The organism is Georgenia yuyongxinii (genome assembly GCF_006352065.1).
Classification (GTDB): Bacteria; Actinomycetota; Actinomycetes; order Actinomycetales; family Actinomycetaceae; genus Georgenia; species Georgenia yuyongxinii.
Genome location: NZ_CP040915.1, coordinates 3,351,170 through 3,367,386, shown reverse-complemented (window position 1 = coordinate 3,367,386; position 16,217 = coordinate 3,351,170). Strand labels below are relative to the sequence as shown.

13 protein-coding genes and 1 riboswitch are annotated in these 16,217 nt (G+C 70.9%); of the genes, 7 read left to right on the top strand and 6 right to left on the bottom strand.

Annotation, left to right across the window (positions count from 1 at the left end; translation table 11 throughout):
• The first annotated feature begins 47 nt into the window (after positions 1-47).
• From FE374_RS15230 to FE374_RS15215, 4 genes are all read left to right on the top strand, one after another.
• A complete protein-coding gene (locus FE374_RS15230) occupies positions 48-1,265 on the top strand; it encodes an NADP-dependent isocitrate dehydrogenase (protein ID WP_139930032.1) in 1,218 nt (405 codons plus the stop codon).
• Between the two features lie 25 nt (positions 1,266-1,290).
• On the top strand, positions 1,291-2,277 hold the full coding sequence (locus FE374_RS15225) for a malate dehydrogenase (RefSeq protein WP_139930031.1): 987 nt from the start codon (positions 1,291-1,293) through the stop codon (positions 2,275-2,277).
• Positions 2,278-2,504: 227 nt separating this feature from the next.
• Positions 2,505-4,517: a fibronectin type III domain-containing protein gene (locus FE374_RS15220; RefSeq protein WP_139930030.1), complete on the top strand. Its 2,013-nt coding sequence runs from the start codon at positions 2,505-2,507 to the stop codon at positions 4,515-4,517.
• A 408-nt stretch (positions 4,518-4,925) separates the two neighbouring features.
• A complete protein-coding gene (locus FE374_RS15215) occupies positions 4,926-7,508 on the top strand; it encodes a hypothetical protein (RefSeq protein ID WP_139930029.1) in 2,583 nt (860 codons plus the stop codon).
• Positions 7,509-7,641: 133 nt separating this feature from the next.
• On the opposite strand, the gene FE374_RS15210 is transcribed toward FE374_RS15215, so the two are convergent.
• From FE374_RS15210 to purU, 3 genes are all read right to left on the bottom strand, one after another.
• Positions 7,642-8,463 carry a DUF4190 domain-containing protein gene (locus FE374_RS15210; RefSeq protein ID WP_179957326.1) on the bottom strand — a complete coding sequence of 274 codons (822 nt, stop codon included), beginning with the start codon at positions 8,461-8,463 and terminating at the stop codon, positions 7,642-7,644.
• Between the two features lie 202 nt (positions 8,464-8,665).
• The gene (locus FE374_RS15205) at positions 8,666-9,538 is read right to left on the bottom strand and encodes an alpha/beta fold hydrolase (RefSeq protein ID WP_139930028.1); all 873 of its coding nucleotides are present in this window, start codon (positions 9,536-9,538) and stop codon (positions 8,666-8,668) included.
• Positions 9,539-9,627: 89 nt separating this feature from the next.
• Complete coding sequence (gene purU, locus FE374_RS15200) at positions 9,628-10,476, bottom strand: formyltetrahydrofolate deformylase (RefSeq protein ID WP_139930027.1); 849 nt, start codon at positions 10,474-10,476, stop codon at positions 9,628-9,630.
• 119 nt (positions 10,477-10,595) lie between these two features.
• Between purU and FE374_RS15195 the strand changes: the two genes are divergently transcribed.
• The 3 genes from FE374_RS15195 (at position 10,596) to FE374_RS15185 (ending at position 13,535) form a co-directional block, all read left to right on the top strand.
• Positions 10,596-11,117, top strand: a complete 522-nt coding sequence (locus FE374_RS15195; RefSeq protein WP_139930026.1) for a GNAT family N-acetyltransferase — start codon at positions 10,596-10,598, stop codon at positions 11,115-11,117.
• An 87-nt stretch (positions 11,118-11,204) separates the two neighbouring features.
• Positions 11,205-11,294, top strand: a riboswitch (ZMP/ZTP riboswitch).
• A 55-nt stretch (positions 11,295-11,349) separates the two neighbouring features.
• Positions 11,350-12,654 carry a serine hydroxymethyltransferase gene (gene glyA, locus FE374_RS15190; RefSeq protein ID WP_139930025.1) on the top strand — a complete coding sequence of 435 codons (1,305 nt, stop codon included), beginning with the start codon at positions 11,350-11,352 and terminating at the stop codon, positions 12,652-12,654.
• Positions 12,651-13,535 (top strand): bifunctional methylenetetrahydrofolate dehydrogenase/methenyltetrahydrofolate cyclohydrolase, encoded by an 885-nt coding sequence (locus FE374_RS15185; protein ID WP_139930024.1) that lies wholly within the window; start codon positions 12,651-12,653, stop codon positions 13,533-13,535. The genes glyA and FE374_RS15185 overlap by 4 nt, the downstream gene beginning before the upstream one ends.
• Positions 13,536-13,733: 198 nt before the next feature.
• Here the strand turns inward: FE374_RS15185 and catC are convergent, their stop codons facing one another.
• The 3 genes from catC to catA form a co-directional block, all read right to left on the bottom strand.
• The gene (catC, locus tag FE374_RS15180) at positions 13,734-14,021 is read right to left on the bottom strand and encodes a muconolactone Delta-isomerase (protein WP_139930023.1); all 288 of its coding nucleotides are present in this window, start codon (positions 14,019-14,021) and stop codon (positions 13,734-13,736) included.
• A 52-nt stretch (positions 14,022-14,073) separates the two neighbouring features.
• Positions 14,074-15,177 (bottom strand): mandelate racemase/muconate lactonizing enzyme family protein, encoded by a 1,104-nt coding sequence (locus FE374_RS15175; protein ID WP_139930022.1) that lies wholly within the window; start codon positions 15,175-15,177, stop codon positions 14,074-14,076.
• Positions 15,178-15,302: 125 nt separating this feature from the next.
• Entirely contained in the window at positions 15,303-16,154 is an 852-nt protein-coding gene (catA, locus tag FE374_RS15170; protein WP_139930021.1) for a catechol 1,2-dioxygenase, read from the bottom strand.
• Positions 16,155-16,217: the final 63 nt, after the last annotated feature.

Below are 16,217 nucleotides of genomic sequence, written 5' to 3'. Positions count from 1 at the left end.
GAAGTCGAGGCGCCCCCTACAGGGGGTGGTCAGGAGTGTGGCAGGACATGGCGAAGATCAAGGTGGCGGGCCCCGTCGTCGAGCTCGACGGCGACGAGATGACCAGGATCATCTGGCAGTTCATCAAGGACCGGCTCATCCATCCCTACCTCGACGTCGACCTGCGCTACTTCGACCTGTCGATCCAGAGCCGTGACGCCACGGACGACCAGATCACGATCGACGCCGCGAACGCGATCAAGGAGCACCACGTCGGCGTCAAGTGCGCCACCATCACGCCGGACGAGGCGCGGGTGGAGGAGTTCGGCCTGAAGAAGATGTGGGTCTCGCCCAACGGGACGATCCGCAACATCCTCGGGGGCGTCGTGTTCCGCGAGCCGATCATCATCTCCAACGTGCCGCGCCTGGTGCCGGGCTGGACCAAGCCCATCGTCATCGGCCGTCACGCCCACGGCGACCAGTACAAGGCCACCAACTTCAAGGTGCCCGGCGCCGGCCAGCTGACCATGACCTTCACCCCCGAGGACGGCTCGGAGCCGATCCAGCACGTCGTCGCCAACTACGGCGAGGACGGCGGCGTGGCGATGGGCATGTACAACTACAACAACTCGATCGCGGACTTCGCGCGCGCCTCCTTCGCCTACGGCCTGCAGCGCAACTACCCGGTGTACCTCTCCACGAAGAACACGATCCTCAAGGCCTACGACGGCGCCTTCAAGGACATCTTCGCCGAGGTCTTCGAGGCCGAGTACAAGGCGCAGTACGACGCCGCGGGCCTGACCTACGAGCACCGCCTCATCGACGACATGGTCGCCGCTGCCATGAAGTGGGAGGGCGGCTACGTCTGGGCCTGCAAGAACTACGACGGCGACGTCCAGTCCGACACCGTCGCCCAGGGCTTCGGCTCCCTCGGCCTGATGACGTCGGTGCTCATGACGCCGGACGGTCAGACCGTCGAGGCCGAGGCCGCGCACGGCACCGTGACCCGGCACTACCGCCAGCACCAGGCCGGCAAGCCCACCTCGACCAACCCGATCGCCTCGATCTACGCCTGGACCGGTGGTCTGAAGCACCGCGGCAAGCTCGACAACACCCCCGAGGTCACCGGCTTCGCCGAGACCCTCGAGGACGTCGTCATCAAGTCCGTGGAGTCCGGGAAGATGACCAAGGACCTCGCGCTGCTCGTGGGCAAGGACCAGGAGTGGCAGACCACCGAGGAGTTCCTCGCCACCCTCGACGAGAACCTCGCCGCCCGCCTCGCGTGACGCTCACCCGACGAAGGAGCCAGATATGAGCGCAACACCCGTGAACGTCACCGTCACCGGCGCCGCCGGCCAGATCGGCTACGCCCTGCTGTTCCGCATCGCCTCGGGCCACCTGCTCGGCCCGGACACCCCGGTCAAGCTGCGCCTGCTCGAGATCCCGCAGGGCGTCAAGGCGGCCGAGGGCACCGCCATGGAGCTCGAGGACTGCGCGTTCCCGCTTTTGGCGGGCATCGACATCTTCGACGACCCCAAGGCGGGCTTCGAGGGCGCCAACGTCGCGCTGCTCGTCGGCGCGCGCCCGCGCGCCAAGGGCATGGAGCGTGGTGACCTGCTCGAGGCCAACGGAGGGATCTTCGGCCCCCAGGGACAGGCGATCAACGCCGGCGCCGCCGATGACATCAAGGTGCTCGTGGTGGGGAACCCCGCCAACACCAACGCCCTGATCGCGCAGCGCAACGCCCCCGACGTCCCTGCCGACCGGTTCACCGCGATGACCCGGCTGGACCACAACCGGGCGCTGAGCCAGCTGGCCAGCAAGACCGGCGCCGCCGTCTCGGAGATCAAGGACCTCACGATCTGGGGCAACCACTCCGCCACGCAGTACCCGGACATCTTCCACGCCACCATCGCGGGCAAGCCGGCGTCGGACCTGGTGGACCAGGCCTGGCTGGAGAGCGACTTCATCCCGACCGTCGCCAAGCGTGGCGCGGCGATCATCGAGGCCCGCGGGGCGTCGTCGGCGGCGTCGGCGGCCAACGCGGCCCTCGACCACGTCTACGATTGGGTCAACGGCACCTCGGCCGACTCGTGGACCTCCGCGGCCATCGTCTCCGACGGCTCCTACGGCGTGCCCGAGGGGCTCATCTCCTCCTTCCCCGTGCGGGCGAAGGACGGCAAGTGGGAGATCGTCCAGGGCCTCGAGGTCAGCGACTTCTCACGTAGCCGCATCGACGCCTCGGTCGCCGAGCTCGTCGAGGAGCGCGACGCGGTGCAGGGCCTCGGCCTGATCTGACGTCACCGACGCGACGCCCCGGTTCCCTGCTGAGGGAGCCGGGGCGTCCGCAGTCCTCCGCCCCGCCGTATAGCGCGCGAGATGTCATCTTCTCCGCGACATGTCGCGGGGCAAGGGGAGAACGAGAAGCCCAACCTTTTCGCAAGGCGACCCAGCCACGCTGCTCACCTCTCGACCGACCGTGGTCGAGCCGACCCCCCAAGGTCAGCACGGAAGTGAGCTGAGCGATGACCAGGACAACTGAGAAGAACGCCCGGTCGGCGACGGTGCCGGCCTGGCTTATGGGACGCGGCCGGCGCACCGGTCTCGTCGGCGTCTCCGCGGCGGGGCTGATCCTCGCCGGGGCGACCGCGGTGATGGCGGCCAACCCGCCCGCCGGGCCCGGCAACATCGAGATCTTCCCCGACCGCGACATGGTGGCCATCGAGGGCTACAGCGCGCAGGCGGGGCAGAACGTGGTGTTCGAGGTCCGCCGCGGGAGCGACCTCATCGGCGTCGCCCGCGGCGTCGTCGACAGCACCGGGTTCTACGAGATCAACCACCCCGGCGGCTCCTGCTGGGACGTCGTGACCCCGGACATCCGCGGCGGGGACCTCATCACCGTCACCTTCGAGGACGGCGTGTCCGACGGCGCCACCACCGGTTCCGCCGCGGTCACCTCCGTGGAGGGTGTCGACCTGCCCGCCACCGCCGACCCGAACGACGCCGAGTGGCAGGTGGTCGTCAAGGGCGGCCACGGCGCCGACGTCAACACCGCCCGGCTCGCCGTCGAGATCGTCAACCCCGCCATGCGCGAGGCACCCAGCCGGATCGGCGAGCGGGCCATCGGCTGGCCCGCGGACGACGCCCCCACCGGCTACACGGTCGACGGTGTGGCCGAGAACGGCGAGTTCACCGTCACCTACGGCTTCTACTCCGCCGCGGACCGCGCCCTGGCTCTCGCCGGCGCCCCCACGGCGCTGAGCTGGCTCGCCGAGCCCACCGGTGTCGAGGCCCAGCTCGGCCTGACCCTCGCCGAGTTCGGCGAGATCAGCGGGCCCGGCTTCGGCGGTTGGCCGGCCGGCCCGGCCACCCAGGCGCCGAGCGCCCCGACCGACGTCCACGTCGCGCCCGCCGGCGACGGCAGCATCACGGCGTCGTGGACCGCGGCCACCGTCCCGGCCGACGCCAACCCGATCACCGGCTACCAGCTGATCGCCGAGGACACCGTCCTGGGCCAGGAGGTCAGCATCAAGGTCGGCGCCAACGCCACCTCCGCGCAGCTGCGCGGGCTGGTCAACGGCCAGAGCTACCCGATCACCGTCGTCGTGCTCAACGGCCAGGCCAGTGCCCCGGCCAGCGGCGGGACCATCGAGGTGGGCGGCGAGGCCCCGGCCGAGCCCGGTGCCCCCGGCGCCCCGACCGGCGTGACGGTTGAGGATGCGGCGCTCGCCGGCGAGGTGCGCGTCTCCTGGACGGCCCCCGCGACCAACGGCACACGCGTGACCGGCTACACGGTCCAGGCGCTCGCCGAGGACGGGACTGTCGCCGCCGAGGCGAACGCCGCCGCCAACGCCAGCTCCGCCAACCTCACCGGCCTGACGCCCGGCTCGACCTACTCCGTGGTGGTGACCGCCACCAGCGCCACCGGCAACACCGCGGCCGAGCCGACGTCGCACACCCTGGCCTCCCCGGAGCTCACTGCCCCGTCCGCGGCCCACGTGGTGCGGGTGCAGCCGGGCAACGGCAGCGTCACGGTCGAGTGGCAGGCGGCGACGGCAGGTAACACCCCGGTGACCGGCTACAAGCTCACCGCGACGCCCGTCGACCCCGCGGTGCCGGCCCCGGCCGCGGTGGAGACCGGACCGACCGGCACGAGCGGCACTCTGACCGGCCTGTCGAACTCGAAGGCGTACACGATCGACGTCGTCGCCACCAGTGCGGCGGGCGACAGCCCCTCGGCCACGTTCGGCCCGACGGCGCCGAAGACGGTCACCCCGGCGGACCAGCTCACCGCTACCGCCGAGCTGCGCACCGACAAGCGCGAGTGGCGGGTCGTCGGCTCGGCCTCCATCACGGCGAACAACACGATCACGGCCAAGAACAGCGCCGGGGTCACCATCGGGACCGCTCCGGTCCAGGCGGACGGCAGCTGGACCATCCGCTCCGCCCGCAACTCCACCGCCGCCATCGGCAACGGGAAGGTGACGGTGACGTCCTCGGCGGGCGGCAGCATCACCATCACGGCCACCACGAAGTAACGGCCACCGCAAGAACGCACGCATCCGCGCCCCGGCTCCCGTGAGGGAAGCCGGGGCGCGGTGCGTCTGCAGGCGATAACCGCAGCGCTGTCCAGGCTGCGGCAGGGCGGGGGCCTCTGTCTTCCGACCAGTGCGCCAAACGAGCGACCCGTGTGCGAGCGGGCTCCGGAGCCCGGCAATCCCTCGCACGGCCTGATGGGCAGGAGCACGGACGCACGGCAGGATGCGCGAAGATCGAAAACCGGCACGACGCCGTCCGGAAGCAACAGGTGGCAACCCCTCGTCCCTTCTGGGGCTTCTCCGTAGCCTGCTCAGAACCTGGCTGGACAACGACGCCCTCTTGGATTGGTCTGACAATTGCGCCCGCGCGTAACGCCCCGAATCTCTGTGCCCCTCGGCATCTGTGCCGTGACGACCGCCGTACTCGTCGGGGCGTCCGTCGCCCCCGCTGTCGCTGACGCGCCCGGCACCACCTACTACGTCGACGCCGACAAGGGCAGCGACGCCAACTCCGGTACCACTCCCAGCACCGCCGTGAAGTCGCTGGAACGCGCCAGTGCGCTCGACCTCGGACCGGGCGACTCCCTGCTCTTCGAGCGCGGGGACCAGTGGCGGGGTCAGCTCGTGCTGGAGAACATCGCGGGCTCGGTCGACAGCCCGATCACCGTCGGATCGTACGGCTCCGCAGACCGGCGGCCCGTGATCCACGGGACTTCTCCGGACTACGCCAGGTCCTACGCCACCGTCGAGCTGCTCAACTCCGAGCACGTCACCCTGGAGGGCCTCGAGCTGACGAACCGCTCCGAGCGTCGCTCGATCGAGGGTGGCGGAGGAGGCCTGCGCCAGGGCATCAACATCGCCGTCACCGACGCTGACCGGAGCGTCTACAGTGGAATCCACGTCAGCGACGTCGACATCTACGACGTCGACGGCAAGACCGACCCGGCCGGCGACTCGAACGACGGCAAACGCACCGGGGGCATCGGCTTCCTCATCGACGACGATTTCGACGGCGAGCCGGTCCGCTTTCATGACATCTCCGTCACCGACTCACGGATCGAGCGGGTCGACCAGACCGGCATCTGGCTGGAGTCGACCTTCCGGGACAAGGAGCTGCAGCCTGGCACGGAGGGCACGACCCGGGCCGGCCACACGTGGGACGAGATCAAGTTCACCGATGTCAACATCGGCTACAACGCGATCCTCGACGTCGGCAAGAACGCGGCGATCCTGCGCATGATGGAGGGCGGCTCGTTCCACCACAACGTCGTGGCGAACAACGCCGACCGCGTCCTGGCCGGCAACACCGTCTTCACCAGCTATGTCAACGGTGCCGTCGTCGAGTGGAACCAGGTGGGCCACAACGTCGCGCACGCCGCCAAGGACGGCGCCGCGTTCGATCCCGACCTCGACTCGCCGAACACCGTGTGGCGCTACAACTACAGCCACGACAACAACTACGGGCTCATGACACTGTGCACTCGCGCCCGTGACGGCGGCATCGAGGTGTACCAGAACATCGAGATCGGCGGTAGGGGCCGAACGATGAACATCAACTACTCGTTCAGCGACCTGACCGTGCGGGACAACGCCTTCTGGGCCAAGCCGGTCGCCGACGTCGAGTACCCGGACACCCACCCCGAGTACGTCAATCCGGACCGTGCACAGGCCGACGGCTACCCGCAGCTCATCTGGGAGACCTACCTGCGCCCCGAGGCCGAGTTCGTCCACGGCCAGAGGTACACCTACACCGGCAACACGATCTACAACGAGGCGCCGACGGCGACCTTCTATCTCAACCCGAACGAGCCCGGCGTCTCCCAGCAGCTCGTCGACCGGACCGTCGTGGACAACGACTTCTACGGCATCTGGCCGCAGGATGGCACGGGCGCCCCGGTGGAAGACGGGTTTACCCACGGCGGTTCGACGCCGCCGGCGAGCTGGATCGCCGACACAGTCGGCCAGCAGGTCTACGACTTCTGGGCCCCGTCGATCGCCGGCCAGGCGAACGACGCCATCGGCCCGCGGAGTGGCACCTTCGCTGAGCTGCCCAAGCGGCCCGAGGAGCCGGTCGTCACGCCAGGGGAGCTGCTGAGCCGGCTCGACACCGTCGCCTACTCCCTGCGGGAGGCCGATGGCAACACGCACTTCACCGCTAGCGCGACGAAGGCGGCCGAGTGGGGCAGGACGGCCCGCTGGGACGACCCGGTGGCGCAGTTCCTCGTCGCACGTGAGTCCTTCGAGGGCTCGACGCCCGTGAAGCAGTACAAGAAGGGCGAGCTCTACCGCTACGCCGTCACGGACGAGCAGGGGGCCGCTGCACGAGCGGACGGGTTCTCCTACAACACCAACGTCTTCCACGTCCTTGCCGAGCCCGTCGAGGGAAGCAGGCCCGTGCACCTGCTGACGAACAGGGCTCGGTACTCCCTCGCCGCCGAGGGTCGGCTGCTGACCGCCGAGATCGCCGCTGGCTGGCAGGACCTAGGCGTGCTGTTCCACACCGCATCCCTTCCCGAGGTCACGCCCGCACCGGTGACCTGGACGGACGCCAGTGGCAGCAGCAGCGACACGTACACCGTGCCCGTGACCGAGCACGTCACCTACCTGCTCGACGGCGCGCCGGTCGCGGCAGGTACTTACCCCGGCGCCGAAACCGTCGTGATCACCGCCGTCCCGGGCGCCGGCTATCTGCTTGCCGACGGCGCCGCGGCCGGCTGGACGATCGGGTTCTCCGACGGCCGGTGGGTGACCCCAGCAGAAGTCAAGCTGATCGATGTCCCGGGCACGGCCAACGACGCGATCATCGTGCCGAAGGCGACGGGGGTGGAGTACCTCCTCGATGGGCAGGTCGTCCGCCAGGGCCGCCATACGGTGGGCTCCGCCGGCACGGTCCGGGTCGAGGCTCGTGCGCTGGCTGGCTACGTCGTGGCCCCGGGTGCGGCTGGGGTGTGGACGTACGAGTTCAGCTCGAGCCACCCGCGGGACAAGTAGCCCGACCGGCACAGCGGGGCATCACGTCAGGGTTCCCGTCGGTCAGCCGGACCGACGGGAACCCTGACGTCTCGGCTAGGACGCGCCGCGGGACGACGGCCGCGAGCCCCAACCGTTCCGCGTGCGGCCCGGTTCAGAAGTTCGCGTCGTCCAGGCACCGCTCGAGCGCGGTGGGGTCGTTCGGGTTCTCCCGCACGCACGCCTGGAACTCGGGGCCGAACACCTCCGGGGCCACGCGGGAGATGATCACCGAACCGAACACGGTGGCAGCGATCCCGAGCAGGATCGCGACCGCGCCGACCACGATGCCGACGATCGACTGGGTCCGGTTGGTCGCCTCGCGCCGGTTCACCTTGCCCAGGGCGATGATGCCCAGGATGACGGCGACGATCCCGCCGACGACGCCGAGTAGCCCGACGAACGGGATCCACGCCGCCAGCAGCGACACGATGCCCACGATGAGGGCCGCCAGGCCCATGCCGTTGCGGGGCTGGCCGGACGTGCCGGGCGGTGTGCCGTAGCCGCCGTAGCCTTGTTGGCCGTACTGGCCCTGGCCGTACTGGCCCTGGCCGTACTGCGGCTGGCCGTAGGCCCCCTGCTGTCCGTGCTGCTGGGCCGGCTGCTGGCCGCCGTACTGCTGTCCGTACTGACCTTGGCCGGGCTGGCCTTGGTCTGGCTGGCCGTACTGGCCCTGCCCGTACTGGCCCTGGGGAGACTGCTGCCCGTACTGGCCTTGCCCGTACTGACCCTGGTCCGCCGGCTGGCCGTACTGCGGCGGCGTGGCGCCCGGCTGGCCATACTCGCCGTACTGTGGCTGCCCGGCCTGGCCGGACGACGACTCCTCCCCGGGCTTGACGGCGTAGGGGTCGGACGCGGGGTAGCGCGGCGGGTCGTCCGTGGTGCCCTCGGGGCGATCCTGGTCGGGCTGGTCAGGGGGAGGTGCGGCGCTGCTCATGATGGCTCCCTTCGAGGAATGTCGCTCTCATCCTGGCACTGACGCTCCACGGCGGCCGGATGCCACCCGCGATTGACGCGCCGAAGCACAACCGTGCCGAATCGAAACCGCGCCGAAGCGCAAACGTTGAGGCGAGCCCTGTGCGGCCCGGCCGGCGCCCCTACCCGACGATGAGGCGCCCCTACCCGAGGATGAGGCGCACCTAGTCGACGATGAAACGCGTCACCACCGCGACGACGTCGGGATCGCGCAGGATCCGCTGGTGCCCGAGCCCCTCGGTGGTGTGCAGCCGGGCGTCCGGCCAGGCATCGGCCACGTGCGCACCCTCGGCGTACGCGACCTCCTTGTCCAGCCGGTCGTGGACCACGAGGGTCGGGTGCGGCTGCGGCAGCGCCGCGAGGTCGAAGTCCGCGAGCGGGCGGCCGGCCAGCGCCTCGAGCTTCCGGTCGAAGCGGGTCTTGGTCCGTTCGGTGTACCCGAGCGTGCGGGCCAGGGTGTCGGTCATCGCCATGAGGTCGCGGCTCGGGGCGATGAGCGCGATCCGGTCCACGGGCAGGCCGTCCGCGGCCGCCAGCGCCGTGGTGGTGCAGCCCAGCGAGTGGGCGACGACGGCGCTCGGCTCCCCGTGCACGCCGGCAACCGCCACGAGCGCCTCGGCCACCTCGACCGCGGTGCTGCGGTGCGGGCCGAGCCGGCCGGGGGAGGAGTCGCCGTGGCTGGGGGCGTCGAAGCCGACCACCCGCCGTCCGGCGTCGACCAGCGGGGCGACGAACGCGCCGAGCTGCCCGCGCCACCCGCCCCAGCCGTGGGCGAGGTAGACGGGGTCGCCCTCGCCCCACGTCTCGACGGCGACCGTGCGGCCATCGGACAGTGCGACCGTGGATCGCGAGCCGTCCCGCGGACGCTCGTCCCGCCGTCGGCCCCGGTTGGTGGGAAGGGTGCACCAGATCCGCAGGGCCCAGCGGGCGGCGAGGTCGGGGGCGGCCTTGTCCAGCGCGCCGAACGCCGTGCGCATCGCGCGCAGCCGGGCCGCCTGGGCCGCGCTGGTGGGACGGCCGGGGGACTGCTCGGTCATGGGGCTCCTCGGACGGCGGGACGGCGGCGGCCTGACGACAGGGACGGCGGCTGCCCGCCGACGCTACCCCCGCCGTTGGGCAGAACCGCTCAGGAAAAGACGACGGTGCGCCGCCCGTCCACCAACACCCGGTGCTCGGCGTGCCAGCGGACCGCTCGGGCCAGGACACGCCGCTCGACGTCCTGCCCGCGGGCGACCATCTCGGCGACGTCGTCGGTGTGGGTGACGCGCTCGACGTCCTGCTCGATGATCGGGCCCTCGTCGAGGTCGGCGGTGACGTAGTGCGCCGTCGCCCCGATGAGCTTGACGCCGCGGTTGTGCGCCTGGGCGTAGGGGCGGGCGCCCTTGAAGCTGGGCAGGAAGGAGTGGTGGATGTTGATGACGTTGCCGGCGAGCTCGGTGCAGAGGCGGTCGGAGAGGATCTGCATGTAGCGGGCGAGCACCACCAGCTCGACGTCGAGGTCGCGCACCATCCGCAGCAGCTCGGCCTCCGCCTCGTCCTTCGTCTCGCGGGTCACCGGGACGTGGTGGAACGGGACGCCGTAGAAGGCGGCGATGGGCTCCAGGTCCGGGTGGTTGGCGACGACGGCGACCGGGTCGATCGGCAGGCGCTGGGACCGCTGGCGGAACAGCAGGTCGGACAGGCAGTGCCCCTCTTTCGACGCCATGATGAGCGTGCGCTGCGGGCGGCCGACGTCGTCGAGGCGGAACGTCATGTCGAACTTGTGCGCGAGCGCGGCCATCGCCTCCTCCACCTCGGCGCGCGGCGCCTGGGTCTCGACCTGCACGCGCATGAAGAACAGGCCGGTGGAGGGGTCGCCGAACTGCTGGGACTCGGTGATGTTCCCGCCGTGCTCGGCGAGGACCCCGGACACGGCGTGGACGATGCCCGGGCGGTCGGGGCACGAGAGGGCAAGGACGAGATGTGCGGCGCTCACCCGCCGGAGGGTAGTCCACCGGGCCTGCGCCACGCCGCCGCCGTCCGGAAGCGCGAACTCGGCGTCCGGAAGTGCGGACTCGGCGTCCGGTCCTACCCCGCGGATGTCAGACTGTGCCCATGGACGACGTCAGGATCGACCTCCTCACCGAAGATGAGGCAGGCGAGCTGCTCACCGTGCGACGCGCGGCATTTGTGACCGAGGCGCAGCTGTACGGGGACCCGAACCTGCCCGCGCTGACCCAGTCGCTCACCGAGCTGATCGCGGACATCAAGCGGGCCGACGTCGTCACGCTCGGTGCGTGGGCGGGGCACCGGCTCGTCGGGTCGATCCGGGTGGAGCTGGAGGCCGAGAAGGCCAACCTGGGCCGGCTCGCCGTCGTGCCGGACCTGCAGAACCAGGGAATCGGCACGCAGCTGCTCATGGCGGTGCTGCAGTACCTGCCCGAGCAGACCAAGGAGGTCTGGGTCTTCACCGGCCAGGACTCCAAGCAGAACCTCGCGATGTACGCCAAGCAGGGCTACGCGCACCAGTACGACCAGCACACCGGGGACCTCACCTACGCCTACCTGCGCCGGATCCTGGGCGAGATCGAGCCGGACGCCGAGGCTGAGCTGCCGGACGTCGACGTCGCGCCCTGAGGACGAAGAAATAAGCGTGAGATGAGATCTCGTGGAGCAGTTGACATCTCGCCGGCATGAAAGAGGGCACGCCGGTTCGGGTAGTCTCGTCCGCGTCGCGACTGGCGCCTGAGGTGGACTGACCACCAGGGAGCGGCGAGCAGCACCGATTCGAGGTCGTCCGCCTGGGCCGAGAGTCACCACACCGAGTGCGCGCGCACACCGTGTGCGTGAGCGGACCAGCGGAGGAAGCATGAGCCAGACCACCCCAGGCAGCGCCACGTCCGTGGCCAACCAGTCGCTCGCCGAGCTCGACCCCGAGATCGCGGCGGTGCTCGACGGCGAGCTCGCCCGCCAGCGCGAGACCCTCGAGATGATCGCGAGCGAGAACTTCGTGCCGCGCGCCATCCTGCAGGCGCAGGGGTCGGTGCTGACCAACAAGTACGCCGAGGGCTACCCCGGCAAGCGGTACTACGGCGGCTGCGAGCAGGTCGACATTGCCGAGAACCTCGCCATCGACCGGGCCAAGTCGCTGTTCGGCGCCGCGTACGCCAACGTCCAGCCGCACTCCGGCGCCCAGGCCAACGCCGCCGTCCTGCACGCGCTGGCCAACCCCGGCGAGACCATCCTGGGCCTCTCGCTCGCCCACGGCGGGCACCTCACGCACGGCATGAAGATCAACTTCTCCGGCAAGCTCTACCACGTCGCCTCCTACGGCGTGGACGAGCAGAGCCACCGCATCGAGATGGAGACCGTGCGCGCCAAGGCCCTCGAGGCCCGCCCGAAGGTCATCATCGCCGGCTGGTCCGCCTACCCGCGCCAGCTCGACTTCGCCGCGTTCCGGCAGATCGCCGACGAGGTCGGTGCCTACCTGTGGACCGACATGGCGCACTTCGCGGGCCTGGTCGCCGCGGACCTGCACCCGTCCCCGGTGCCGTACTCCGACGTCGTCTCCTCTACCGTCCACAAGACCATCGGCGGCCCCCGCTCCGGCTTCCTGCTGGCCCGCGACGAGGAGGCCTTCGGCAAGAAGCTCAACTCCGCCGTCTTCCCCGGCCAGCAGGGCGGCCCGCTCATGCACGTCATCGCCGCCAAGGCGGTCGCGTTCAAGATCGCCGCCGGCGAGGAGTTCAAGGACCGCCAGCGCCGCACGGTCGAGGGCGCCTCGATCATCGCCGAGCGCCTCGCCGAGCAGGACGTACGCGACGCCGGCGTCGCCATGGTCAGCGGCGGCACCGACGTCCACCTCGTCCTGGTCGACCTGCGCAGCTCCGCCCTCGACGGCCAGCAGGCCGAGGACCTCCTCCACGCGGCCGGCATCACCGTCAACCGCAACGCCGTCCCGTTCGACCCGCGCCCCCCGCGCGTGACCTCCGGCCTGCGCATCGGCACGCCGGCGCTGGCCACCCGCGGGTTCGGCGCCGCCGAGTTCACCGAGGTCGCCGACATCATCGCCACCACGCTCGTGGGCGGCGCCGGCACCGACGTGGACGCCGCCCGGGCGCGCGTGAAGGCGCTGACCGACGCCTTCCCGCTCTACCCCGGCCTGCAGCAGTGACCGCACGGGTCCTCGACGGGCGGGCCACCGCCGCCACCATCAAGGCCGAGCTCGCTCAGCGGGTCGCCGGGCTCGCCGCCCGGGGCATCACCCCGGGCCTGGGCACGGTGCTGGTCGGCGACGATCCGGGCAGCCGGGCCTACGTGGCTGGCAAGCACCGCGACTGCGCCGAGGTGGGCATCGCCTCCCTCCGCGAGGACCTGCCCGCCTCCGCCTCGCAGGCCGACGTCGAGGCCGCCGTCGCGCGCCTCAACGCCGATCCCGCGTGCACCGGGTACATCGTGCAGCTGCCGCTGCCGCGCGGGATCGACACCAACGCGATCCTGGAGATGGTCGACCCGGCCAAGGACGCCGACGGCCTGCACCCGACCAACCTCGGCCGGCTGGTGCTGCGCGTGAAGGAGGAGGTCACCTCCCCGCTGCCGTGCACGCCGCGTGCGGTGCTCGAGCTGGTGGCCCGGCACGGGCTGGACCTGGCCGGCACGGAGGTGTGCGTCGTCGGGCGCGGCACCACCGTGGGCCGCAGCATCGGCCTGCTGCTCACCCGCAAGGACGTCAACGCCACCGTCACCCTGACCCACACCGGCACGGCGGACCTCGCCAAGCACGTGCGCGAGGCCGACGTCGTCGTCGCGGCAGCCGGGCAGCCCGGCATCATCACCGCGGACATGGTCAAGGCCGGCGCGATCGTGCTCGACGTCGGCGTCTCCCGGCAGGTCGACCCCGCCACCGGCAAGGCCAAGCTGCGCGGGGACGTGGCCGACGGCGTCGCCGAGGTCGCGGGGTGGCTCTCGCCCAACCCGGGCGGGGTGGGCCCGATGACCCGGGCGATGCTGCTGGCGAACGTGGTCGACACCGCGGAGCGGCTGGCCGCCCGCTGAGCTGTTGAGGCACGACGGCGCCCGGTCACCCTGAGGGGACCGGGCGCCGTTCGTTGGCCGACCAAAGGCGCTCACGCCGACCGAGGGGCGTCGGGCCGACCGAGGGTCGCCGGCCACCCTCGCTCGGCCCGACGACGGTCGGTCGATGAGGCAACCCCGACGATGCGCCCTCGATGAGCGGGGGCATGGTGCCGCGGACTACGGCGCCACCACCACCGCGGACGGGTGCTGGGCCAGGGGCGTGACCGTCATCGTCATGTACGGGAAGAGCGGCAGGTTCGACAGGACCTCGTGCAGCTGGTCGTTGCTCTCGACGTCGAACACCGAGTAGTTGGCATACTCCCCGACCACCCGCCACAGGTGCGCCCAGACGCCCGCCCGTTGCAGCTCCTGGGAGTAAGCCTTCTCCCGGGCCTTGATCTCCGCGGCTTGCTCGGCGGGCACGGTGTCGGGGATGTGCACGTCCATATGGACGAGGTAGAGCATGTGGGGTCCTCTCGTGGGGTCGGTGGGGCGGTGGGGTCGGATGGTGCCCTGCTCAGCGGTCCGTGCGGTACCTGGTCAGCTTCTCCTCGTCGATCAGCACGCCGGTGCCCGGCACATCGCGGACGTGCAGCTCGCCGTCGACGATCTGCAGGGGCTCGGCAAGAAGGTCGTCGGCCATGTCCAGGAAGTTCGACAGCTCCCCGGCCCGGGCGGACGTGCCCCGGTACGCGGCGCCGAAGGTCACCGAGCAGAGTGTGCCGACCTGGCCGTCGATCTGGTTGCCCATGACGTTCTCCACCCCGAGCGACTCGCACAGGAAGTGCACGCGCTGGGAGTAGGTGAAGCCGGTACGGGCCGTCTTGATCGAGATGGCGGTCGCCGACCCGCCGAGCAGCTCCCGCACGACCTCGGCCGGGCCCGGCACCGACTCGTCGGCCACGAACGGGATGGCGGTGCGCTCGACGAGCCAGCGCCGGCCCAGGACGTCGTCGGCCGGGTTGAGCTCCTCCGCGAGCGTGAGGTCGAGGTCGTCCATCTCGCGCAGCGCGCGGGCGGCCTCGCTGGCCGTCCAGCCCCGGTTGCCGTCGACATAGAGCTCGATGGCGTCCCCGAAGTGCTCACGCAGCGCCCGCACGACGGCGACGTCGAGGCGGTAGGGCCGGCGCCCCACCTTGACCTTGTAGGTGGTGATCCCGTACCGCTGCATGAACTCGGCGACGACGTCGACCGCCTTCTGCGGCTCGTCGAACCCGACCATGTGGCTGACCCGCATGCGGTCGGTGTAACCGCCGAGGAGCTTGGTGACGGGCTGGCCCAGGGTCTGGCCGATGGCGTCCCACAGTGCCATGTCGACGGCGGCCTTCGCGGCCGGGTTGGCGACGGTGCGGTTCAGCCGCGCGTGCACCTTCTCCCGGTCGAGCAGGTCGAGACCGACGACCTGCGGGGCGAAGACCTTCTCCACCACCGCCCGCACGGAGTCCTGAGTCTCGCCGTAGGTGTAGGGCCGGGGCGGCGCCTCCGCGGTGCCGACGACGCCGTCCTCGGCGTGCACCCGGACGAGCACGTGCTCGGCCACGTGCTGCTCGCCCGAGGCGAAGCGCAAGGGGTGGGTGTACGGGATGGCGAAGGGGATGGTCTCCACCCGGGTGATCTTCATGCCCCTCCTCGGGCTCGGGACAGGTGCCACGCGCGGCGCGGCCGGGTCATTGCGCGGCCGGTCGCGGCGCGGCTGGGCCGGTCGAGCCGACGGTCACGCCGCGGCTGGGCCGGTCGAGCCGACGGTCACGCCGGGTCGAGCACGAAGCCGTAGTGGACCTCGCTGCCCTTGCCGTCGGCGCGGGGAGTGGGGGCCAAGATGAGCTCGGGCTTGACCGCCTTGGCGATGTCGTCGTCGGTGTGCACCCCGCCCTGGAAGTACAGCTGGGCGGTCAGCTGCTCGTGCCCGGGCGCGGAGGCCTTGATGTGCAGGTGCGCGGGGCGGAACGGGCTCCAGGCCGCGGCGAGGCACATCTGGCCGGTCGCGCCGTCGGTGGGGATGGCGTACGGGGCCGGCTGCATGGTGTCGATCTCGAACCGCCCCTCGTCGTCGGTGACGATCGTGCCGCGCAGGTTCCACTCGGGGATGCCCATGCCCTCGGCGAACTGGGAGTAGTAGCCGTCGTCGTCGGCGTGCCACAGCTCGACCGTCGCGCCGCCGAGCGGGGTGCCGTCGACAGAGGTGACCTGGCCGGTCCAGCGTAGCGGGGTGCCCTTCTCGTCCGGCCGCATCGGCATGGTGCAGCGTGCAGGCAGCTCGGGGGCGTTGGGCACGTAGTACGGGCCCTCGATGGAGCCCTTGCTGCCCTTGCGGTGGGCGGTGTTGACGTCCTCGATCTCGTGCTCGAGGAAGACGTCCAGCCACAGCGGCCACTCGCCGTCCTCGCCGACCTGGATGAGCCAGGACTTCAGTACGTCGTACTCGGCGTAGGTGACCTTGTGCTTGTGGATCACCTCGAAGAGCGCGCCGAGGGTGTCGTCGAGGATCGCCGAGACTCGCTCGGGCGAGCTGTCCGCGGTGACCTTCTTGGTGAGGAACTTGTCGGTGGCCTTGGCGCCGGACTTGGCGGCCGCGGGGACGTCGACGTGTGCGTTCATCGGGGAACTCCCTTGTTTCCGGTGTGGGTGCGTTGGTCGGTTGGATGAGGCTCTGTGAACTCG